Genomic DNA, 23,586 nt, shown 5'->3' with positions numbered 1-23,586 from the left:
TTTTTTGTTAAATTTGCAACCTATCAAGGTTATTTTAAAATGCCTTCGATTAACTATTTTTTTATGAAAGAAGAAATAAACGCTTATAATAATGTTTTAGAGTTAATAGGTAACACCCCACTTATTAAACTAAATAAAGTCACCGAAGAGTTAGAAGGTAATTTCTACGCAAAGGTAGAAGCTTTTAATCCAGGTCATTCCTCAAAAGATAGAATAGCGTTATATATTATTGAAGAAGCCGAAAGAAAAGGAATACTTTCTCCAGGCGATACTATTATTGAGACTACATCGGGTAATACAGGTTTTAGCCTGGCAATGGTAAGTATTATAAAAGGTTACAATTGTATCCTGGCCGTAAGTTCAAAATCATCTAAGGACAAAATTGACATGTTGAGAAGTTTGGGAGCCAAAGTATATGTGTGTCCCGCTCACGTTTCTGCAGATGATGAGAGATCTTACTATAATGTAGCAAAACGTCTGCATGAAGAAACAAAAGGCTCGGTTTACATTAATCAATATTTTAACCAATTAAATATTGATGCCCATTATAACACTACAGGTCCTGAAATTTGGGAACAAACAAACGGAAAAATTACACACCTTATTGCTTGTAGCGGAACCGGAGGAACTATCTCAGGAACAGCAAAATTTTTAAAAGAGCAAAATCCTAATATCAGAATTCTTGGAGTTGATGCTTTTGGATCAGTATTGAAGAAATACCACGAAACAAAAGAATTTGATAATAAAGAAATTTATCCATATCGTATAGAAGGTTTAGGTAAAAACCTGATTCCATCAGCGACAGATTTCGATATCATCGATAAGTTCATGAAAGTGACGGATGAAGAAAGTGCTCACTCAGCCAGAGAAGTTACCAGAAAAGAAGGACTTTTTGTTGGATATACGTCTGGGGCAGTAATGCAGGCAATTAAACAATATGCAGAAGAAGGTGAGTTTACAAAAGATAGTAATATTATTGCCATCTTCCCGGATCATGGATCACGATATATGAGTAAAGTATTTAGTGATGACTGGATGAACGAACAAGGATTCTTTGACAGTATAAATGAAGAAGAAGTTCAAAAAATTGAATTTGTAAAATAAACGACATACCGTTTTTTAAAATATAGAAACTCCATCTGCTTAAAGCGATGGAGTTTTTTTATGCTACATACTTAAAATGTATGTTTTTTTAAGTATTAAATGTTTTCTATAAAATATAAATACCGTATTTATACGTAAGAAATTAAGTGTTTGGTTGATGAATATTTATTATTTTAATACTATTTACAGAAGTATAAGTAAATGTAATTAATCGTTTAAAATTATCAATTTTGGTTATTTAAACGATTATTTAGGTTAGTTATCGGAAAAATTTCTGTTAAGAAACATAAAAATATAGTTTAGCAGTGTTAAAATGACACAATTGTTTTTTAATCCCCTAAATCTATCATTATGAAAAAATTACTACTTACTTTGATGTTTGTAAGTCATTTGAATGTTAATGCGCAAAACCCAATTCAGGAATTTAACTTCAATGGTACTTTAAATAATACTGCAAATACAACTTCATTCATGGGCACAAATAATTTTGTTGCCGATAGAATGGGAAATGTCAATGGAGCTCAACGATTGGTTAATAAAGGTTTGGAAGCTGTAATTGATGATCTTCCTCAAAATAATAGCTCAAGAACTGTGAGTATTTGGGTAAAGCTAAATGATATTGCTTCTGCAAATTACATTTGGGGTTATGGAACTGCTTATAATGCACAATATTGTGGATTATTACAGCAGGGTACTGCAACTTCTAATTCTGATTTAAGTTTGGCAGGCTGGGGCGCAAGTAATGATGTTATTGTTTCTACGTCATTAGTAAAAGGAACCTGGTATAATTATATCATTACATACGACGGAAAAGTATCTAAAATATTTAGAAATGGTGAGCTGCTGAAATCTGTAAGTGGTATTACACGATCTACTAAAGGTAACATTTTTAGGTTGGGAGAAATAAATACTACCGTTGGTATAAATGCTGATATAGATGATTTAAAGATTTTTAATGTTGCACTCACTGATCAGCAGGTTGCAGCGCTTTATGAAGAATCTAAGCCAACTTTGGCTGTAACTGCAGAGGTAGTAGCATCAACAGTAAAAAGCAGTAAACCGGTTGCGGCAACTAAAACTGCCAAAGCAACTGTAAAACCATCAGGTACAATAATTACAACTAGTAATATCGCTGTATCTAAAAATGTTGAAGTTTATTCACAAGGACAAAAGATAATAGGAAATAATGCCATGAGCATTAATGACCTGCCAGAAGGAACTTATTTGCTAAAAATAACAGATGTACCGGCAAAAAAAGTGACTTCCAAATAAGATTTTGGTTAATAGAAATAGTTAGTTAGTTTTTTGTTTAGTAAGCATTTTGAATAGTTGAGAAAGCCTTCTGAAAGTCAGAGGGCTTTTAAATTTTTATATACTGTAAATATATTTTTGTAAAAATGTCTTTACAAATGTTAGCCAAGAAGCTCCTTGTTTTTTGTTTTTTTATAATTTAAATAAGAATATCGTACTTAAGTGTGTAAAATGTTTGGTAACTTTGAATTAAATTTATAGTTTTAACAAAATTTTTGAAATTACTAATTGTAAAAGCTTGATGCTTATTGAGATTTGTAATGAATTAAATTTTTTGTTTGTGCTTATTATTTTGTCGTTTAATATTATTGAAATTACTTTTAAAATCCCCTAAAATTGTAAATATGAAAAAATTATTACTGACTGTAATGTTTGTAACTTTTTTAAATACTAATGCTCAAAATCCGGTTCAGGAGTTTACTTTCAACGGAACTTTAAACAGTACTGATAATACAATTTCGCTTTTAGGAACTCCTAATTTTGTAAATGACAGAATGGGAGAGACCAAGAAAGCTCAACGACTTACTAATAAGGTCTTGCAGGGTGTAGTGGGGGAGCTTCCGCAGGATAATAAACCCAGATCAATTTCTTTTTGGGTGAAGTTTAATACTGTCGCTTCAGCAAATTATATTTTTGGTTATGGTAATGCAGTAAATGGTCAGTATTTTGGTTTCTTGCAACAGCCTGCAGTTTCGGGCAATTCAGATGTAAGTCTGGTGGGTTGGGGAGATACTAACATTATTGTTTCAGTTCCGCTTCAAAAAGAGGTTTGGTACCAATACAATCTTACTTATGACGGAACTACCTCTAAAATATATCGTAATGGTGAATTATTGAAATCTGCAAACGGAATTCAGCGCTTGACCAAAGGTTATATTCTGAGATTAGGTCAAATAAATACAACTGTTACGATTAATGCAGATATTGACGATCTTAAGATATATAATGTTGCAATGACCGAGGAGCAGGTTTTGGAATCTTATAACAGCTCAAAACCGATTACAGCTTCTAAAGCAGAGACTGTTCAGATTTCAAATACAGTAAAAAAAGCTGTAGTATCGACACCTTCGTCGCCTGTTAAAACTGCAGTTTCCAATACTATAAGTTCACCGGAAACAAATGCAGATTCTAAAACGGTTGAGGTTTTCTCACAAGGAAGGAAAATAACAGGAAGTAACGCTTCTAATATTGGGGATCTGCCTGAAGGAACTTATTTACTGAAAATAACAAAGACGCATGCAAAAAAATAGACTTACAGTATACTAAAATTTAAGATTCTAAGAAATAATAAGACCAACTTCTCTAAATCAAAAATGCCTTCCAGATTATTGGAAGGCATTTTTTTAGTGTTTCTTTTGCTGTCCTGGTGCATAATTTTTTGCACTTTTGCTACCAGACATTTTTTTAGCTTGTCCCGGTGGTACTTTTTTAGTGGTTGTTGTTTGATTGTAAGTATGCGTATGAGTACTACAGCTGATTACGCTTAATACTAAAAACAAAAGTACGAGTACAACTACGGCTATTTTTGTGTATTTTGATGTTTGCATCTTCTATTTATTTTTTATTTGAGGTACTGCAAATATACTTTTTAATAGCATTTTTTGATGTTTATGCTCTTAGTTTAAAATGAATTCAAATAGATGCTTTTATTGTGAGTGAGGGACTAATCAAAATCTTTATTATACTCATATTTGTAAAAAAGAGATTTTAAGACATTCCTGCCAGTGCTTGCAAGTATGTTATCCTGTTCCTTAACAAGAAACTTAAAAACACATTTTATTACTACCAGGGATTTATTTTTAAATTTGGATTAATAGGAAGTGTATATTCTAATTCTTTTCCTATTGGAGGCATCCATTCTAAAGTATTTTCATTTAAAATTGCCATACCTCTTGAACCAAATATTATTTTAGTAAGGGCGTCAGAAGTGCTATTAGAAATCCATATAAGTTCTGGTAAAAAATTAATAATGTAAAAATTACCATTTTCATCCATCATTACGGTGCATTGTTCGATTAATTCTGCAACTGGATATAACTGCGTACCAATCAATGTTGAATAATAGTATACAAGACTTTTATCTTCAGATAAATCAATTTTATCGCCTATCTTATAAACATTGAAAAGATGATAGTCAAAAACTTTTTTACTATCCATATGGCTAGTATCAATTGTCATTGTTTCTATTTTATTTTCGGCGTGGATTTTCAGATCACCAAATTCAGAAAGAAAATCTTGAATCTTTGCTGGCAATATTTCATAAAGAAGACTATTTGCTATATTTTGTCTTATGCTTCGTCCTTCATACCATCCAGCATCTATTAGTGTGGTTTTTAAATCTTCTTGATTATTAGGCATAAAATGATTCAATTTTTAAATAATATTTACTTTTATTTCATCTCCTCCAAAGTACTCTAAAAAAGGATTGCAAATTATGCAAACCTCAAAAATTAAGATTGAAATTAGTTTATTTTACGAATAGCAGATGAAAAATTAAATTTCCATTTTTTCGATGTATTCCTTTATGTTAAAATCAGGATTTGGATTCTCTTCATATTCTCTTATCAATACTTCTTTAGATAGAAAAATGTTGTATCCTATTTGTAAACTCCCTCTTTCATTAAATTCTTTCTGCAATAGATTTTCGTTTTCCCAGTCTAAACTTTTATTTACTTTTTCTAAAACAGATGATAATCTTTGATTATTTAAATTATATCGTTCAAGATTCCAAACATAGGAATAACTATCTTCATCAAAAGACATTGGCATCCAGATATCAGACTTTGTTGATAATACAAAACTTTGTTGAAACGTACGAAAGCTTTGCAGACAAAAGATACCTGAGTGTGTTTCTTCACCCTTTTCGGTGTATATTACAGTGTCTCCGTTGATATCAAACTCAAAACAAGTTTGTAAATAATTGTCTTTTTCTATTAAAGAGATTAAATCTTCTATGTTATTATAATCCAATTTTTCATTCTTACCTTCTAATGATTTTGGAATCAATAGTTTTGATTCGATAAGAATAGTTAATAAAGTTTTTAAGTCTGATCTAATCTCCGGGTATGGTGCTATGTCATAATCATAATCGTATTTATTGCTGTCAAAATGCCAACTCCCTCTTAATTTTTCCGGTGAATAAAGTTTCATAATTTAAAAATTAATAAATCATTATAAATTTATTTCCTCTTCAGTTTTTAGTTTATTTATAAAATCTTCAAAATTATCTGCAATTTTTAAAAATTGCTCTTCAGGAAGATAATCTGTCCAGCGGTTGACTAAGATTGTTTCATAATCTGGACCCTCATCTAGGCATAAACAAAAATGCCATCCTCCCATATCCAAAGCAAAAGGAACAAGTTTACGATGATAATTTTGAAGAAACTCCTCAGTAAGTTTAAATAAATCAGCATAGTTTAAATAATTTTTAACTTCCCAGACAGTTTCGTCATGATCTATAAAATATCTTTCATAATGGCTCAATCCTCCATTTAATTTTAGAAAACCCTTAAAATATTCAGGTAAGTTTTCACTAATGATACTTTCGATGTATCTCATATTTGAGTCCCCCATTCTTGGATATAGATTTAATTTTCTCATTTTTTATGGATATTTAGTAATTCTCAAATATGCTTTTTATTATGTAACTGAACCAGAGTATGCCATACTGCCAAAGGAAACAATTTCAGAAATTTTACATTGAACCGTCATGATTTTCATATTCCTTTAATTTGTCCCGATATTTTTCAAGCATCCTGCAAATCTCTTTTGTTGGTAGTTCTGTCACAAATTTCCCGTGGTATTCTAATGTAGTTATTTCTTTATTTATAAATAATTCAGATACCTCTAAGCCCCAGTGCATCACAGGATATTCTCCGCTCATGACTCGCTTGCAACTTATAATACCGTCTTCTATCATTGAAAGCGGCATATCTAAAATTTCATTATTAAAAATCCACAGTTCTTTATCTTCAAGATAAATAGCGGGTTTGATTTTGTATTTTAAAGTATTCATATTTTATTTTAGAGAAAAGGATCATTTTGTGTTGGTTTCTAATATCTGGTATTTTATAGTTTTTTCGAAAGTAACCGGATCTTCTTCCGACTCAAAAGTTTTTATTAGAAATTCCATTTTTTCCAATTTATCAAGATCATCAATTCCATAACCGTCCCAGCCAATAGGAATATCATATTTTTCATTAAGAGGTACCCCGTTCATTTCAAGCGATTGGCCGGGCAATAAATAAAACCATTCAGAGAAAAGCACTATTTCTTTTGTTCCCAATTCTTCACTTGCTTTCTTAAGAGTCCGTTTGAACTTTTCTAATTCAATATCATTTAGTGCCATTATTTAATTTTTTAACCCACTATACCAAACTCAATATCTTCTATTAATGATAGCCATAATCCATTATCATTTTTTAATAAACCTTCATCTATTTGCAATAATTCAGTTTCTAAAAATTTTGCATATTTCTTATGATTGGAATCCTCCCGATAATTCCCAAATGTTTTTTGTGAAATATTGATTTTCCATAAACGATCATAAGTATAAAGCTGTAGAATTAAATTTTTTAGAGATTTAGAAATAAAAAGGTTGTCATCTGTTATTATCTTTCGGGATTTTAAATCTAAAATCAGATTACTGTCAGAAGCTGTTTTTCCAATTATAATTTTAGATTCTGACATTAAGCAAAGATTTTCTGTAAATTGAAAATCTAAAACACCATTTGGCAGTCCTATATGAGAGATAATAGAGATTTCTTCATCAGTAAGTTTTTGGCTTATTCCAGAGGCAATTTCTCTCTTAATAAGATTAGAATCAAAATGTGATACTATATTATTTTCGGGTATCATTTGTCAAACAATTTTTATTTCTGATCATGTCTGTAAGTTATGCTTAAGTTGATCACAAAATTTAGTTTAATTTAAAGTAAGTACTTATAAATTGATCTTCTTTTTTTTGGAGTAGTTCCATTTGTACTTCATTAGTCTGATAATTTTGTCCTCTGTAAATCCATCGAAATATATCAGGGTAAAGAGATTCACTAATGATATTTTTTCTCTCTATGATTGTCTCCTTTTCTAAATCATAAATAAAACTGCTATTAGAAAAGGCTTGAATGACTTGTATTTGCATTGAATTAATAAAAAATGCCCATTCAATATCAATATCTTTTTCAAACTTTACTTTTATCTTTTGAAAAGTTGAAAGGTTTGTAATGATGAGACTTCTTTTATTGATTAAGAGATGATTTTCTTTGTAAAAAAAGCTGCCAACCAAACTGTCTTGAATTGCCTTGCGATTTTCGATTAAATAAACCTTTAAATTCATTTTATTAAAATTTTGAGTATCCACTAAAAGAAAATCTAAAGAAGGAATAAATACAAAATTTTTACCTGGATGTTCCGTTTCTATTTTTTCATTGATACAATACTGAATTCTTTCTTCTGAAAATAATTCTTGGGTTTTATCTATTCCATTTATCAATACGCTGTAATATACAATCTCCTGACCTCGATTGGGTTCTTCCCAGCCTTTGTAAACAAATTCTATTTTTTTGTTCGGAGTTTTAGAGTGATTTAACTTTTCAATCTTTGTGAGCTGTATCATGATTTAGTTCTGGAAAGTTAAATAAGTGTTTTTAATGAAAAAATTATTCATGATTCTTTGCCTCCCATCTGCCAAGTCGCTTTCTTTTTTCAATTTGATGCAGTGCTAATGCCTTTATTTCTTCGTCTTCCGATTGTGAAATCGTTTCTAATGCTTCGATATTATAAGGTTCCGGTTGTGCACCAATGGCATAGATAATTTTACGAATATAGGGGTATTTAAGATCTTCATCATATTTATAAAATTCAGGAAGTGAAGAAAGTGCCTGCATTAAAAGTTTTACATTCGCTTTGTCTTCATTGAACCAGTTTTGAAAAGATTCAATCATGAATTCATGATCATGATGCCCATCTTCTACTATAAAGATTTGCAGTAATTTCATGAATTCATTATCCGACATAGAAATTGGAAATCTCCATAATATTGCATTAAATCGATTATTGAATACAGAATCTGTTTTTGAGTCTATTAATAATTGTTTTAGTTCTTCAAAATTTGCTCTGTAAGGGAAAATGGGAAACAATTCTTCTCTGCTAATTCTATAATTTTCGTGAAGAATTTCCCAGTCTTTTTCTAAAACTTTTATCATGTGTTTACTTTTTTAAATACCCAATTCTTTAAGTGGAGTATTAAAATGTTGTTCATCATCTGGAGCAGGATTTAAGCACATTTCTATAGCGATGCTTAAATTGTAAATCATTTCGTCATAGATATAATGTTTTTCTTCGTCATTTCTATATAATTCCAAATCGGCATATAATCCAGGTACTATAGTCATCAAATAATATAAAATATCTTTTGGGACCTCTTTTTTATATTTCCAATCCGCTTTTAATTCTTCCAAAATTTCATATAATTCATCTAATAAAATAAGATCAATACCTTCTTTCATATGATATTTTATTAAAAAGCCATTTTGTGTATTAAAAAGGAAATGATTTATTTTTTGAGCTGTTATGGTCATATATTATCCATTAATTTTAAGATATTGTGATTAAAATATTTCCCGTTGATGGAAGCGAGACGCTCTAGTCAACGGGAAATATTCTGCAGTGAACTATTAAAATTAAATCTATTTTACATAAGGTTTTTCTATCAGATATTTTTCATCCCATTCATACAAAGGTTTTGTTTTTTCTAATGTTTTTAAAATTTTAATATACCGGTCATAATTTTTTTTAAATGATTTATCTTTGGGTATTTCGAGAAGCCTTTTTGTTAATTGCTCAGTTTTTTTGTCTGTAAAATTATTGTATTGGGGATGTGAACACAGTTTCCAGATAATTATTTTTTTAAATAATGCATCACTATAAAATATATCTGATATAAAATTAATGTCATCGGATTCTAAAAAAGGCAAAAAATCACGTATATCCTGCCAATAGTTAAAAAAAGGCAATGCTTCCTGTTGGATGTATTGCTGCATAAGATGGCAAGCTTTTTCTATGCCAGATTCAGTGTCTAAATTAGCAGGTAATTGGTTCAAAATTCCTTCTCCTACATTATGTTTGAAAAGATGCTTGTTTATATTGATATTGATTGTTGAATTTCCTTGACCAATTTTATATTTAGGATCTAAAATTTTTTCAACGTCATTGAACTCAATACTGGCTAATATATTCTTTAATAGGTAAATTTCAATGTTTCCTAAATATAGAGCATTTACTTTATTATCAGCAATAGATATTGCTTCAATATATTTTTCTTCTAATGTTAAAATGTTAAAATTATCAGGTAGAATTTGGTTGTATCTTTCGTTAATATATTCTTTTGTCATGTTTATTTGAATATTTTAATTGTTTCTATAATTGATTTTCCATCACCATTACTAATTGATTTATAAATTTCATTTTTGTAAATTCTAATCTTATCACCAGTTTTTAAAACTCCTCCATAGTCTTTGAAATAATTTGCACTACTTTTTACTTCAAGTTCAACATATTGTAAACCTTTTGTATCAGTAAGCACACCGTTCCCGCTTGTAAATTTATCAATTATTTCGCTACTTTGGTTGGGTGTCCAGGGAGCATTTTTAGTTAATTTACTATCGTGATAAAGTGTTTTATAAGTTCTAGCCCCAAATTCATCAGTTGCTATTGGAATTGGATCTACTAAGGCATCATCTAAAATCACTTTTGGTTCACCTGCCTGGAGTTGAGTATAATGTGTTCGGTTACCGTTACCTCCCCAAGCTTTACATGGTATATCAGTATTACTTGCAATGGATCTGTTACTAAATTTTTCGAAATCATCAGCTACTTTAAAACGACCTTTCATTATTGAAATTTTGTCGCTTCGCACAAGCCATTTTTCAATCTTTTCAGTATTTTGTTCATTTAACTTTAACTCAGCTACTAAGTCACCAATGTTTTGAGCTTCAGCATCAGTAAGTTTGTGATTTGAGAATGCATCTACAAATTTACTGTTTTCGGATTTGTTAATAAAATTGAGAAATTCGGGATCATCGCAATCATCTAAAAATTTAGCAAGAGTAGATCCAATTTTGTCGTCTGTAAATTTTGCTATTCTTGAGGCTACATCAGGGCTTAGTTTTTCGAATTTTTGTAAATATGTGGCATTTTTTAGTACATAAGTACTTCCTCCATCGTATAGTCGTCTATAGACTCCCATACCATCTTTGCTTTCACCGATAAACTTTCTAAAATCAACATTACCAGCTTCATAGTCTTTTAGAAATGAAGTATACCAACACTGAGACTGTGCAGTTGTAAAACTTAACAGATTTATTAATACTATAAGAAGTATTTTTTTCATAGTTGTAGGTCTTAATTTGTACATAATATTTCTTTAGGATTGTTAGTTCTGAATTTTTTCCATCCAGTGAATAGTTCTGAATCTTTCTTACTTAATTCTTTAAAAAGATCTGTACTAGCGTCACCAAAATCGTGCATAAGAAGGCTTTTGAATTCATCACTTAGTGAATTAAATTTTGCAAGCAATGGTGTACCAGAAATTTTACGTATGAAATCGTTCGTTTCATTGGCTATTTTTATTACATAAACAGAATCTCCAGATTTCATTATATTAAATGAGCCTTCTTGTATTTTCCCAGTTTCATCAGCATAACGTATTTCAGTTAGCGTCCCAATAACTTCATCATTTGCCTTTACTAAAGAACTTTTAATATTTGTAAATTTGACGAAACCGCCACTCGTTGCAAAGTCAATTTCAAATACTTTTGTTGTTCCGATTTTACCAATAATCCAATTTTCAAAATCTAAAATTGACTTGTTCATTGATGTAAATTTTGTCTTTAGTATAGATTGTTCAATATAAGATAGCAGCTTATTATTAAAAATTACTTGCGAAGTTTCTTGCCCCATTCGTTTTAAAAGTGGTGAAATTTCTTTTAATTGTTTAATTATTTTAGAATCTTCAATGGATAAAGTCTTTAAAGCATTTTTAAATTTTTCAAGATCAAAACTTATTTTTAAAATTTTTCCGGCTGAACTCTTAATTACTGATATACCTAAACGTGTTAGGGCAATTCCTCCATCTACTAACATTATAGTATCCCAAGCCTCAATAAATGTAGTTCCGCCATTTAATTCTTTAATTTTATCCTCATTTAGAGCAATTATTAAATCACTGCTAGATAGGACAATAGTTAATGCTTCCATTGCTGTAAGAGATTGTCCGCCGGATGGTATTGAAGTTACTATGGCTACCAGATTACCTAAAACTCTAGCAGCAAGCATGCCTTGTTTAAGATGTTTATTGTGAATTAAATAAGCAATATAATATGCCGGGACATCTATATTTACATCTGTTTTTTGATTGTTTTCCCATTCTAAAAATGTACCATTTGCCGGAATAGTTATACTTACAATCTGATTTAGATTTGTGAAATTCCACGTTTTTATTGTTTCATTAATTCCTTCTATTGGTACTGCAAGAAATCCTGCATTTGCAGCTAATACATAAGAAGAATATATAGGCAGTCTTTTTAGTTCAACCTTTAATGTACCATCAGGATTAAATATAAAATTGAAGTCTGTTCCCGAATTGTTATTCTGATTTAAACTAAATGAAAAGTTTTCTTTAGGAGTGCTTGTATCACTAATTTTTACATATTCGGTAATTTTATTAATGTATAAGTGAAACTCTGAAAAATCTAGCCTGTTCCATAATTTAATAAATAGCTTCGATTTATTTTCGAATAATTTTTGTAGCAATTGTGGTGTTTGACTATTATAAGCGACAGTATTTATTAATTTAATAATTTCCTCTTCATTATTAGTTTTCTCTAAAAGATTTATTGCTTTTATTCTGTTTTCAAAGTTTATTAATTCAAGATTACAGTTATCATATTTATTAATAATCTCAGCCATTTGATTTGCTGTATTTGAACTGGCAATTTCACTATTTATTTTACGAGTTGTCTCTTTATTGTCTTTAGTGTTTTGAAGCCCATTTCTAAACAAATCATACTTTTGTCCCAATTGTTTAATTATTAAGTCACTTGATAATGCTCTTAAATACGCAGTGATAGCAACAGATCTAGATTTTGTTTTTGTAGCTTCTTCTATTTTTTGAAATATTTTGTCTAATTCTTCCTGGATTGTATTTATGTTGCATGTGATATTACTTTCACTAGAATCAAATTCAGAAAATAAAAATCCACTTGAAACAACTAGAGGAGAAAGCGGACTATATTTTGAAGCAATAGTGTTATATTTCTCCAGAAAATCAATCGAGAATTCTGATAGAGCACTACTTGTGATTTCATTTGAAAAATAATCGTCATCTTTTATTAAATCAAAATAATTTTGATTTAAATTTTCGCTATTATTCAGTTCTTCTATTATAGAGAAAGTGTTTAATGGGTTTCCATAATTAATGTTATTTGTGTTGAAGTTTTGATCCGATTTTTTTGGATAAACAATAAAATGTAAATAGATGTTACTATTCTCATAATATGGAATCGCTACTATTGTTTTAGATAAATTCTTACCTAATGCACTACTTAATTGATCATTATATTGTTTGTTTTCTTTGCATTCTTCACATTCATATACAAATTCATTGTTACCCCCTTTGTAAGCATACCTATTATTTGTTGAAGTTGTAAAACTAATTAAGCTTCCTAAAGGAGCATAATCTCCGGAATTTTTTCCATCAAATTTATATTTAAACGGATCTAAAGTTGAAAAAGTAACTTTTTTGGTAGTTGAAGGCAATGTTATGATTATTCCTGATGGAGTTAAAAAACTATATGTATTGTTATTGTTTTTATATCTAGCTGGAAGACTAGAAAGCTCTGAAGAAACATGTCCACCAGAAGAACTCTTCTGGAAACCATAGAATTTCCATCCGCCGCTATGAATAATGTCCCAGTCGTTGTGAGATAACACAGTTCCTGTTCCATAATCCATTAAAAGATTAGTTTTTCCTTTGTCGGCATCGGTTGTAAATGGATGTTTAAGTCCAAAAATACCGTGTCCCAGTTCGTGTGCCGCTGTTCTTAATTTGTTATCAAAAACAAAAGCATACTGACCACCCAAAGGCATAAAACCATTGTATCCGTTACTGCCCAATTTACCGGTATAAATAACGTAGTAGGTTTCGTCATTATAAGTGAAAGTAGAACTTGCTTCAATCTGGTTCTTAATATCATTTTGAGCATTGGTATATACATTAACAATATTACTGTCTCCGCAATCAATTATATTGGGTAACGGATTTATATCAACATTCTGAGAACTTACTTTAAATTCTACTCCGGCTTTATTGTAGATACTGTTTAAAGAATCCTGCATTACCGAAGCTTTTGGAACGCTTGCTTTGTTTACACTTAAGATCGTTACGCTTATTACAGGTTTTTTCTCCAGTTGCCAAACATTTAGTTTACCGGCAATCTCAGCTTTACCTTCAATAGTTTTAGTAGCATTATCAGGATCTTTCTTTGTTACGCCTTTTACTGTGGCAATAATACTTTCTTTAGAGAAGGCCAATGTTTGCTCAACTGTTATTTCTGCTTCGGTATCATTTTTCCAGTTAGCATCAACTATAGTTCCTGTATTGGTTTTAAAAACAATATCATCTTTTGTCTTTCCGTTTTTAAATATAGCTGTAGCAATAAACGTTTCCGGACCTTTTAGATTTGAGACAGCTTTATAATTTACATTATACGTACTACCATCACTGGTAGGGATTTTCTCGTAAGTATCTAATAGTTTTTGTGAACCTGAACCTGGTTTAGCATCAAAAGCGTATTTACTGTCTGTGCTGTTTTTAAAGGTAATTTTAGCATTAGAAGTATATATTTGTGTTACTTCGCCACTAGAAGATACCCCGTTGGTATTTGCGGCCGTTGCTTTACCACCTGGGGCAGCAGCTGTGATGATTGGTTCACCTTTGCCATTTGCAGGAATAGTAACGGTTGTTCCTTTATTATCTGTATAAACCTGATTGTAAGCAGATTTTGGAACATTTGTAATCTGTCCATCAGTTCCGGTTATAGTTGTACTTCCATCAGGATTTAAAACAGCTGATTTTACCTCATAATTAACCTTAACTTCTATTGGTTTTCCATCACTACCAAATACATCATTAAACACACCATCCAAATCTGCCATACTGCTCCAATTAGGATCGTAACTGGCAATGATCTCTCCCGAAATTAATTTGAAATCGGTATTAATTCCAATGTTGTTAAACGTAATTCTGATACGTGTATTTTCACCGATTTTGCCTTTTGACTCGCCTTTTTCATTTTCTCCGGCTAAGGCATCTGCAGCATCAATTAATTTTCTGAATTTTTCTAAAAATGGCAATGTTACATAACCATCACCAGAGAATGTTCCATTACTGCCAGTAGAATGTAATACTACGATTGGAAAATCTCCGGCCGTTACGACATCATTAGGGAATAAATCTTTTAGCGGTGTTTTGTTAGCCAAATCTTTTGGATCCGGTTTTATACCACAACCCTGAAAAGCAATTTCGTCTCTTACAAGTGTTGTAAATTCTTTAATAGTACTGTGGGTATATTTTCCAACATCACAAGATGAACCAACAGTATATTCGTAAGTTGTATTTGCTTTTAAATTGCTAATGGTGATATTTTCTCTTGGAGTTACAAGACTATACCACTCAGATCCCGAATTTTTTTCGCGGTATTTTACCTGATAATCAAAATTATCAATATTTCCGCTCCAGCTTACTTTTGCCTGATTTTCGCTAATACCATCAGTTTTAATTCCTAATGGCGCTGTACAATATACCTCATAATCAAATGAAAAAATTTCGCTGTAACCGTTGTTTTTAAATACGCCAATTTCTTCGGCTCCAAGCAATGCTTTCGCTTTTACACGCCAGGCATATCTTCTGCCGGGAATTAGCTGAGGTTCGTTTATGCCATATTGTAATGACGTTGTTCTGGTAGTGGTAGTATATAAAGGGGGAGAATAGGCAAAGGCATTTTGAACCGGAGTGTATTTATCCCAAATTTCAACCAATGAAAACTCATACTCAACATTGCTGACGTTTATACTTCTTGGTGTCCAGCCAAAAACAATGTTCTGAATGTTTTGCTGCATGATTGAAGCATTGTTCAAAGGCAGGTTTAAAAAAGGAGGTTCATTCTGGAAAATAATGGTTGTAGTACCTGTTTTGCTGGACAATTTTTTGTTGGTCGCAAAATCATAAACCTCAACATAAATATTGTAAATCCCTTCGGGTAATGGCTGGGCGTATTGATTAGGATTTATTCCCAATAAATTTTGATATTCAAAATAAGGTGCCAAATCAACATTTGTTAATTGAAGCGGAAATCCTCCCTCAAGATAAAGTGGTTTTGCACCTACAACAAAATCATTTGTGTTAAAGGCAATTCCGTTACCCTGAAAATAAATCTTCAATCGTACCTGACGATTCGATATAGTCAAATCGTTCAGTACCAATTGTATTTTAATCGGACTGTTTATCGTTGTCGCATCAGCATAGCTACTCAAATAAATAGGTGAGGGCTGTATAAGCTGCGTCGTGATTCGAACAGGATAAGTTTGGGCATACGCACCAGAACCTAAAAAGGAACATAGTAATAGCAGGTATAAATGTATTTTTTTTATCATTTGGGGTAGTTGAGATTTATCCATTATTTTCTCCGGTATCTTATTTATGTCTTTAGTTCTGAATATGCTTTAGCTCGATCTCATCATTTTCTGCTTTTTTTACGGCAAGATCATGATAGAACGGAATCATTTTTACTTCGATTGCTTCTGTAATTTCAGCTGCTGTCTTTTTAGATTTTATCAGTTTAAAAGCTTCTTCAATTTCTTCTTTATTGAAATCTGCAGCATATTGATTTTGCTGAATTTCAGCAGCAGAAGTTTTTGCCAGTTTTTGGATTTCTTTAAACATCCATCTGTGATTGACTAGTTTTTTACGACTGTTTTCGGCTCTTTCAACTAATTTTTGATACGATTTGTAAGTGGTTTTATTCACAGCATCTGCCTCACTAACGCCATGTAAAGCATGACTGTTTACTCTTCCAATAGCTATCGAATAATCATTTTCAAGACTTTCATCTTTACGTTTCATATCGTTTTCGAGTTTTTGTGCCGACTCGATAAAATAGTCATTGTATTTTTTTAATGTTTCTGCTTCAAGAGCATATGCTTCAAGGTAATCCAAAGTTTTTTCTTTGAAATCTTTTTCGTCTGTAGCAACAGTCGCGTTGGTTAAAAGGTTTTCCAGTTTGCTGTTTTCTTCGGCTGGTAAAGGCTGTAGAGCAAGCTGCATTTCTCTTAACTGATTGGTTATTTCATCTCGAGTGCCTTCAAAAGTTTTTCCATTAAAGTTTATTTTAAGTACAGGTTCCAGTTTTACCTCTCCTGTTGCTTCTTCGGTTTTTGGTTCTCTTTTTGGACGTAGTTTTATTTTATCGAATGAGTAGGCGTAGGTAATGGTTGCCGTTAAATCATTGTTTTTTTGCGTTTTAGAATTGCTGAACAATGAAATAATTCCGGCACTGAAATTGTGTTTTTGAAGATAGATATACGATCCGTTTACTCTGAAATTCAGAATATCGTTTTGTTTGTCTCCGTCTATATAGCTAGTATTGTAACTGGTTGAAGCCGACGTGGTGAATTTTTTATCAAAAAATAGTTTTGTTGCACCAATAGTAGGACCTATAATAAGACTTTTGCCGGAATCTGTTTTTCCGTATGTATTGTTTAAGGACGCAATTAAATTTAAATCTTTTGCCGGATAGCCCATACTGTAAGATATCCCGGAGTTATAATAGGTTGTGGCACCGCCTTCTATTGTATGTCCTTGTTGCTGGTTTACGGCATCCTGCATAGAAAAGTTAGCATTAATAGATTTTTTAATGGTCTTTTCATTCTTGAGTAAATAATTTATAGCAAGCGATGCATTCTGATTGACTTGTCTGAAGTTTAAGGTATCGAGATAATCATAATTAGAAACCTGATTGATGTAATCAAACTGGTTACGACTGTTGGTATAGGATTGAAAGTTCGAGTAATTTGCATTAAAATTTAATTTTTCATTGGCTCTGTAATCAACATTTATGGCAGATACCAGTCGTTTCATCTGGCTTTCTTTTTGTTTATCCAGATTATCTTTCTGGAGACCGAAATTTGCTGATAATGAAACTTTGTTTTTAAATATAGTCTGTGTAGCGTTTACGGTAATGTTTTCTAAATCATTATTAAAATAATAGCCTCCTAATGTTCTGTAATTTGGATCAATACGTTCGTAGCCTAAACCTAAGGTTCCTGTTCCGGCAGGATAAGCCAGGTCTCCTTTAAACGCATTGTAACTCGCTGTTGTATTATTCGGGCTTAAAAATAATGCTGCAATACCTTTGGCTTTTGTACCATCGGTAGTGCGGGTATCTTCGGTAATACTGCTGTTTGCAAATTCGGTGTGAACCTGTAACTTCTGAAAAAGTTTAAAAGTAGTTTCAAGACTTATAGTTGCATTTTCTTTTGGAGAAATGCCCAATTCAAAAGGTACAGGATTGGATATTGAATTTATCTCATCTTTTGCTTTAAAGAAAATCAAACCAAAATTGACTTTTTCTAAGGCATAATTTGTTTTAAATCCGTAGCCAAATCTTTTGTAAACAGGAAGAATGTCCGGATATGCACTATTATATTCGTTGCTTTTTAAAAGCCTTCCGTACATAGCACTTACTTTAAATTTTCCCTGTGGCGTAAGATCGACACCAAATCCTGTAAATTGATGTCCGGCCAAAGTATACGGTGAGAAAGTCATGCTGACATCACCAATATGGGCCGTGATCCATTTATAAGACGGATGTATGCTTAAACGATTCATTAAAACAGGTTTGCCATATCCGAACTTTTGATTGGTATAGGAAAATGAAAATGGAATATTGTATAATCCGGCGACATTGAAATTGATGTTTCCGTTTAGAAAATAACTAAACGGATCTCTTGCTGCATTTCCGGAGTAGAACACGCTGTTGGCTGATGCTCCTCCGGATACATTTATCAATTTTGCTTTCCCGACTTCCTGAATATTAAAGTTTTGTGAGAAACCAAAAGCACAGAAGAAGAGCAATATTATATTTAATCTTAGTTTATTTAAAATCATTATTTGCCTTACATGAAAATCAGCTTGTATATGTGATTTTCAATATTTTTTGAAATTGATATTTTACTTACTTGATAAATGAAATGTTATTGAATAATGATTTTTCGCAGTTTACTTCCTTGTTGTGACTCAAATAGTACAAAATAGACTCCTGATGGAAGGCCGGTTAAACTAAAGTTAAACTGATAATTACTCTTGCCGCTATCGGTTTTGGAATCTATAAGCAGATTATTGTTTAGATTATAGACTTTTACATTTGCCGGCATAATTTTATCAAGCGTAACATCTACTGTAAAAATTCCGTTTGACGGATTTGGATAAATTTTCAAATCGAAACTCTTAGCTGTTTCATTAGGATTGTTTTCTTCAAATTCGCCTTCGGTAACCAAAATTTGTTTAGTTTGATATGCTGTACAATCTCCTTTTGTGGTGTTTAATGTAATGTCATATTCTCCGGCTTCGCTAAAACTGATTTCGGCAAAATCACTGTTTTTAGAAATTACTGTTGCGTTTGCTGGTAGAACCCATTCGATTTTATCTGCGGCAGGGTTACTAATATCAACAATTATAATTTTTTCATTTCTAAATACCTGACTTGAAATTGCAAACTCGGCACTTATGGCGGTTTGCTGACTTGAGATTTTAATGGTATCTGTCGCTGTACAGCCCAATTTATTGGTAACCAAAACAGTATAATTGGCAGGTTGAGAAACTGTAATCATTGCCTGAGTACTTTTGAATCCTTGATCTGATGTCCAGGAGTATGTTGCTTTATCATCATCGATAGTTGCATTGATGGTTAAAGTCTGATCAAAACATAAGGTTACATCTTCACCTAAATAAATGACATCTTTTGGCGGATTTACTATCGAGTAAGTTCTGGAAATAATACATCCTCTGGCATCTGTTATTTCAACTGTATATTCGCCAGCTGCAGCATTGCTTAATGTATTTGTTTTTTCACCTGTGTTCCATAAGTATTTATATGGTGCAGTTCCGGCGATAGGTGTTACTACGATTGTAGCATCTGAACCTTCATAGCAGGTTGGTATTTTTATTTTTTCGGATGCATCTAAGTGCTCCGGTGTTACCAAATTAATTGTATTGACAACAGTACAGCCATTTTTGTCAGTAACAGTTAAGGTATAAGTACCGGAAACAGTATCTGTAAGATTAGGTGTTTTTGCACCAGTATTCCATAAATAAGTGTACGGAGCTGTTCCCTGAGAGGCATTTGAAACAATGGTCCAGTCCTTTCCATCACCACAGCGAACATAATCGGCAGAAAGAGAATTGGTTAATAGAGTAGGTTCTGTAATTGTAATATTCTGACTCTGTATAGATTTGTCAAAAGAATCTGTTGCAATAACATAATAAGTTCCGGCTTTTACATTTGTTAAGGTTTCAGCTTGTCCAACAACAACAGCAGGATTATTTATTTCATACCATTTATATCGATAATCCGGAAGTCCTCCAGAGGTCAGGGCTTTAATACTTGCCGTTGCAGCGCCTTGACATTGTACCGTGTTTATTTGTACAACATCAATAAATAGGGGATCAACTTTGTCTAAATCTCGGGCAATAATAGAACAGCCATTAGCATCAGTAACACTAATAAAATATTGACCCGCATAAATGTTATAGATACTGGTATTTGAGGCTTTATTACTATCGGTATAAATTAAATTCATATTTTGATCATACCATTGAAAATTATAATTAGCAGTACCACCCTGAACTGTAACTGCAATACTGGCATCATCTACACCAACTGCAGATGGAGGTGTTTTAACAACTTTACTAATTGCTAATATTTGCGGCTCTGTAATAACAAAATTTTGAGTTGTACTACAATTATTTGCATCTCTTACTGTAACTGAATAATTGCCAGCATAAAGATTGCTTATAGAATTAGGATCAGCATCAGAAGTTTTACTCCATGTTACAGTATGCGCACCCGTACCACCAGATGTAGTAATATGAATTGCTCCATCATATTGATTTTTACATGAAACATTTGTTTGTGTAAAATTTATTTTAATTGGTGTAGGTTCATTTATCACCACTTCATTTGAAGCATAACTATTTCCAAATCCATCATCAACTACTAAATAGTAGGTACCTGCAATCAGGGTTTCAGAAGGATTGGTTGTAGATACTACTACAGAAGGATTTGTTTTATTATACCATTTATAGATGTAATTTTTATCAGTATCAGCAACTCCTATAGGAGCTCCTCCAGTTATTTTGGCTTGTAAAACAGCTTCTTTGTACCCATTACATTTTATTGATTCGATTTCTGTAATCGAAGTAATTAGTAATTTATCAGGTTGAATTAAGGTATATGATGCATCTATTGCGCAGCCATTTGGATCAGTAATAGTTAGTTTGTAAGTGCCAATTTCTAATTTATCAATCATCGTAGTTCCCGACACTGCTGTATTTGTAGTTTGATTGATCCAGGAATAATTGTACGGTGTAGTTCCTCCTGAAATTTCAACTTTGATACTTCCATTTTTAGTTTCAAAACCACTTAAATTTTTTACATCTAAAGTTGTTATTTTTAATGGAGCAGCAGGTTGAGTAATTTCTATATCAGTGCTAAAAGAGGTCTGACATAAATTATCATCGGTAATTACCAGATTATATTTACCAAATCCTAAAGAAACTAAATCTTCGGCTGTAGAATAATCTACACCATCTTTTTTCCATTGAATCGAATATGGTTTGTTAGTTGTTGTACCACCTGTAATGTTAATATTAATGACACCAGTTGCATTTCCGTAACATAAAACATTGGTTTTATTAGCTAAAGAAACTATTAATTTGCCTGGTTGTTTTAAATTGTAAGCAATAGTTGTTTTTGAAGAACCAACTGCGTCTTTTACAATTACATGATATAAGCCAAATCCAATATTTTCTATAAATGATTGGGTTTCTCCAGTCATTTTTACATTGTTTTTGTACCATTCATAAGTATAATCAGGAACTCCTCCAATTACATTAGCCTTAATTAATCCATTTGCATCTCCAAAACATTGAATATTTTTGGTTTCTTGTAATGCAACGATTAAATCTGGATTCTCCTCAACTTCAAAAATTCTGGTGGCGATACAACCAGCATTGTCAGCTACGTTTTCCTTCGCATCCCGAACTTCAAGAGTGTAGAAACCGGCTTTAAGTCCGGAAATATCTTTTGTAGTTTTTTTAAATGCAGCATCCAAATCATAAGTCCATTTATAGGTATATCCGCCATTACCACCAGTTATTAATGGCAATGTAATGGCTCCGGTACTTTGTCCGTAAATATTAACTTTAGTTATAGTTGCGTTAGGAATAACTATTGGAGCAGGTTGTTTAATCTCAATGTTTGGAATTGAAGTTGAACATCCGTTTAAATCAGTTACAGTTACCGAATAGAATCCTGCTTTTAAATTATTTTGATCTTTATTAGTGCTATTATTACTCCACAAGTAGGTATATCCCGGAGTACCTCCCAAAACGCTAATTGCAATTGTACCATCACTTCCGCCATTACAAGAAACATCTTTTTTCTGAGCAACAGTAGTTGTTGCTGTAAGTGGGGCCAAAGGTTCTGTTATTGTATATGAGTCACTTATTGTAATTTTGGCGTCTGACACCTCGACTGTGTAAATTTCCCCAATTTTCCCGGTTAATCCGGTAATGGTCTTAGTAGTTGCTCCAGCAATTTTTACCCCATTTTTATACCATTGATAGCCATAATCACTTACGATTGTTCCTCCGGCTCCCTGCACTGTTAGAGAACCAGTTGCAGCTCCGTAACATTTTACATTATCCTGTTGTATCAGTTTTATATTTAAAGCTTCTAATTTTACATCTACCTGATAAGGACATCCTGACGATGATGTAACAATAATGTGGTAGGTACCATTTGACAGACCTACTTTTTCAGCTACATCATCAGAAGGAAAAGAAGGATCACCATCTTTGGTCCATTTGTATGAATAAGTAGCGCTTTCACCGCTGATAATTCCCCCAACAGGATTAAGTTTAATTTCTCCATCATTATTGGCAAGACTTGGTTGTGTTACCGTTGCTGTCACAGATAGTGGAGCTGTAGGTTCTTTAATGTCAATATCTGCAGTTAAGCTACAGGTAGGATAATTTTGATCCGTAATTGTATATCTATATTTTCCCGGAGGCAAACCAGTTCTTGATGGAATAGTAACGGCACTATTAGTCCATGATATGTCATAAGCACCACTTCCGCCTATTATCTTAAATGCGATTGCTCCGTCGTTTTTAGTTTTGCAGGTTACATTATTTACAACTAAATCCTTAATACCTAATGCAGGATTTTGTGTAACAGGAATGGTTTTGCTTTTTTTGTTTTGAGGGCTGGCATTATCAAATACTGTAAGTATGTATGTACCTGCTTTACCCGTAACAGTTGGACCGTTTTTAGTTTCTGTTTTATTATCAAGATATGTTATTTCCCATAAGAAAGTATAAGCCCCATCTTTACCAAGAAAACCACCATCAGCATCAGCTGTTAAAGAGGTAGTTCCTCCATTACATGGAATAAATGTTGCACCTGTATATTTAGGGATAAGATCACCTGGTTCAGTTACTGGAAAATCCTCAGTTTTAATACAAGCACCATTTTCCGTAACAGTTACTGTATAAGTTCCAGGCCCAAGATTAGAAAGGGTACTGGATGTTCCCGGATAAGTATTAGTACCTTTTTTCCAGGTATAAGTATATGGCCCCACACCGGCAGTTATACCTCCAGATATCGGATCAAGTGTAATGCTGCCATTTGACAGGTTAAAGCCAGAAGAATTAACAGTAGTACCCGTAATTTTATTAATAGCAGGTGGATTATCAATTTTTACTGTTTTAATTCCGCTTTGAGAATAGACAATTGAACTAGTAATTAACGCTAATAAATATATAATTTTTTTCAT

The 23,586-nt window shown here is 32.1% G+C and carries 18 protein-coding genes; 3 read left to right on the top strand and 15 right to left on the bottom strand.

Features of this window, described 5'->3' with window-relative positions:
• Window positions 1-63: 63 nt before the first annotated feature.
• The 3 genes from OLM51_RS15100 to OLM51_RS15090 all read left to right on the top strand — a co-directional run bounded on the left by OLM51_RS15100 (window position 64) and on the right by OLM51_RS15090 (window position 3,665).
• Complete coding sequence (locus tag OLM51_RS15100) at window positions 64-1,104, top strand: PLP-dependent cysteine synthase family protein (protein WP_264551428.1); 1,041 nt, start codon at window positions 64-66, stop codon at window positions 1,102-1,104.
• A gap of 351 nt (window positions 1,105-1,455) precedes the next feature.
• Window positions 1,456-2,376 carry a LamG domain-containing protein gene (locus OLM51_RS15095; protein ID WP_264551427.1) on the top strand — a complete coding sequence of 307 codons (921 nt, stop codon included), beginning with the start codon at window positions 1,456-1,458 and terminating at the stop codon, window positions 2,374-2,376.
• Window positions 2,377-2,759: 383 nt separating this feature from the next.
• Window positions 2,760-3,665, top strand: a complete 906-nt coding sequence (locus OLM51_RS15090) for a LamG domain-containing protein (protein WP_264551426.1) — start codon at window positions 2,760-2,762, stop codon at window positions 3,663-3,665.
• Between the two features lie 93 nt (window positions 3,666-3,758).
• On the opposite strand, the gene OLM51_RS15085 is transcribed toward OLM51_RS15090, so the two are convergent.
• From OLM51_RS15085 to OLM51_RS15015, 15 genes are all read right to left on the bottom strand, one after another.
• A complete protein-coding gene (locus OLM51_RS15085) occupies window positions 3,759-3,962 on the bottom strand; it encodes a hypothetical protein (protein ID WP_264551425.1) in 204 nt (67 codons plus the stop codon).
• A 235-nt stretch (window positions 3,963-4,197) separates the two neighbouring features.
• The gene (locus OLM51_RS15080; protein ID WP_264551424.1) at window positions 4,198-4,773 is read right to left on the bottom strand and encodes an SUKH-3 domain-containing protein; all 576 of its coding nucleotides are present in this window, start codon (window positions 4,771-4,773) and stop codon (window positions 4,198-4,200) included.
• Window positions 4,774-4,908: 135 nt separating this feature from the next.
• Window positions 4,909-5,565 (bottom strand): hypothetical protein, encoded by a 657-nt coding sequence (locus OLM51_RS15075; RefSeq protein ID WP_264551423.1) that lies wholly within the window; start codon window positions 5,563-5,565, stop codon window positions 4,909-4,911.
• A 21-nt stretch (window positions 5,566-5,586) separates the two neighbouring features.
• Entirely contained in the window at window positions 5,587-6,015 is a 429-nt protein-coding gene (locus OLM51_RS15070) for an SMI1/KNR4 family protein (protein ID WP_264551422.1), read from the bottom strand.
• A 94-nt stretch (window positions 6,016-6,109) separates the two neighbouring features.
• A complete protein-coding gene (locus tag OLM51_RS15065; protein WP_264551421.1) occupies window positions 6,110-6,430 on the bottom strand; it encodes a hypothetical protein in 321 nt (106 codons plus the stop codon).
• A 21-nt stretch (window positions 6,431-6,451) separates the two neighbouring features.
• Complete coding sequence (locus tag OLM51_RS15060; protein WP_264551420.1) at window positions 6,452-6,763, bottom strand: hypothetical protein; 312 nt, start codon at window positions 6,761-6,763, stop codon at window positions 6,452-6,454.
• A gap of 11 nt (window positions 6,764-6,774) precedes the next feature.
• On the bottom strand, window positions 6,775-7,272 hold the full coding sequence (locus tag OLM51_RS15055) for a hypothetical protein (protein ID WP_264551419.1): 498 nt from the start codon (window positions 7,270-7,272) through the stop codon (window positions 6,775-6,777).
• Window positions 7,273-7,333: 61 nt separating this feature from the next.
• Window positions 7,334-8,029: a hypothetical protein gene (locus OLM51_RS15050; protein WP_264551418.1), complete on the bottom strand. Its 696-nt coding sequence runs from the start codon at window positions 8,027-8,029 to the stop codon at window positions 7,334-7,336.
• 43 nt (window positions 8,030-8,072) lie between these two features.
• Window positions 8,073-8,618, bottom strand: coding sequence for a hypothetical protein (locus OLM51_RS15045; protein ID WP_264551417.1), 546 nt, complete (start codon window positions 8,616-8,618; stop codon window positions 8,073-8,075).
• A 12-nt stretch (window positions 8,619-8,630) separates the two neighbouring features.
• Window positions 8,631-8,993, bottom strand: a complete 363-nt coding sequence (locus OLM51_RS15040) for a hypothetical protein (protein ID WP_264551416.1) — start codon at window positions 8,991-8,993, stop codon at window positions 8,631-8,633.
• 108 nt (window positions 8,994-9,101) lie between these two features.
• The gene (locus tag OLM51_RS15035; RefSeq protein ID WP_264551415.1) at window positions 9,102-9,806 is read right to left on the bottom strand and encodes a hypothetical protein; all 705 of its coding nucleotides are present in this window, start codon (window positions 9,804-9,806) and stop codon (window positions 9,102-9,104) included.
• Window positions 9,807-9,808: 2 nt separating this feature from the next.
• Window positions 9,809-10,804 (bottom strand): hypothetical protein, encoded by a 996-nt coding sequence (locus OLM51_RS15030; protein ID WP_264551414.1) that lies wholly within the window; start codon window positions 10,802-10,804, stop codon window positions 9,809-9,811.
• An 11-nt stretch (window positions 10,805-10,815) separates the two neighbouring features.
• Complete coding sequence (locus OLM51_RS15025) at window positions 10,816-16,125, bottom strand: fibronectin type III domain-containing protein (RefSeq protein WP_264551413.1); 5,310 nt, start codon at window positions 16,123-16,125, stop codon at window positions 10,816-10,818.
• Between the two features lie 52 nt (window positions 16,126-16,177).
• Complete coding sequence (locus tag OLM51_RS15020; protein WP_264551412.1) at window positions 16,178-18,637, bottom strand: hypothetical protein; 2,460 nt, start codon at window positions 18,635-18,637, stop codon at window positions 16,178-16,180.
• A gap of 86 nt (window positions 18,638-18,723) precedes the next feature.
• Entirely contained in the window at window positions 18,724-23,586 is a 4,863-nt protein-coding gene (locus tag OLM51_RS15015; protein ID WP_264551411.1) for a T9SS type A sorting domain-containing protein, read from the bottom strand.

It is taken from the genome of Flavobacterium sp. N2038, from assembly GCF_025947185.1.
In the GTDB taxonomy this organism is placed as follows: domain Bacteria; phylum Bacteroidota; class Bacteroidia; order Flavobacteriales; family Flavobacteriaceae; genus Flavobacterium.
The sequence above is the reverse complement of the archived record's forward strand: the minus strand, read 5'-3'. Positions and strand labels throughout refer to the sequence as shown.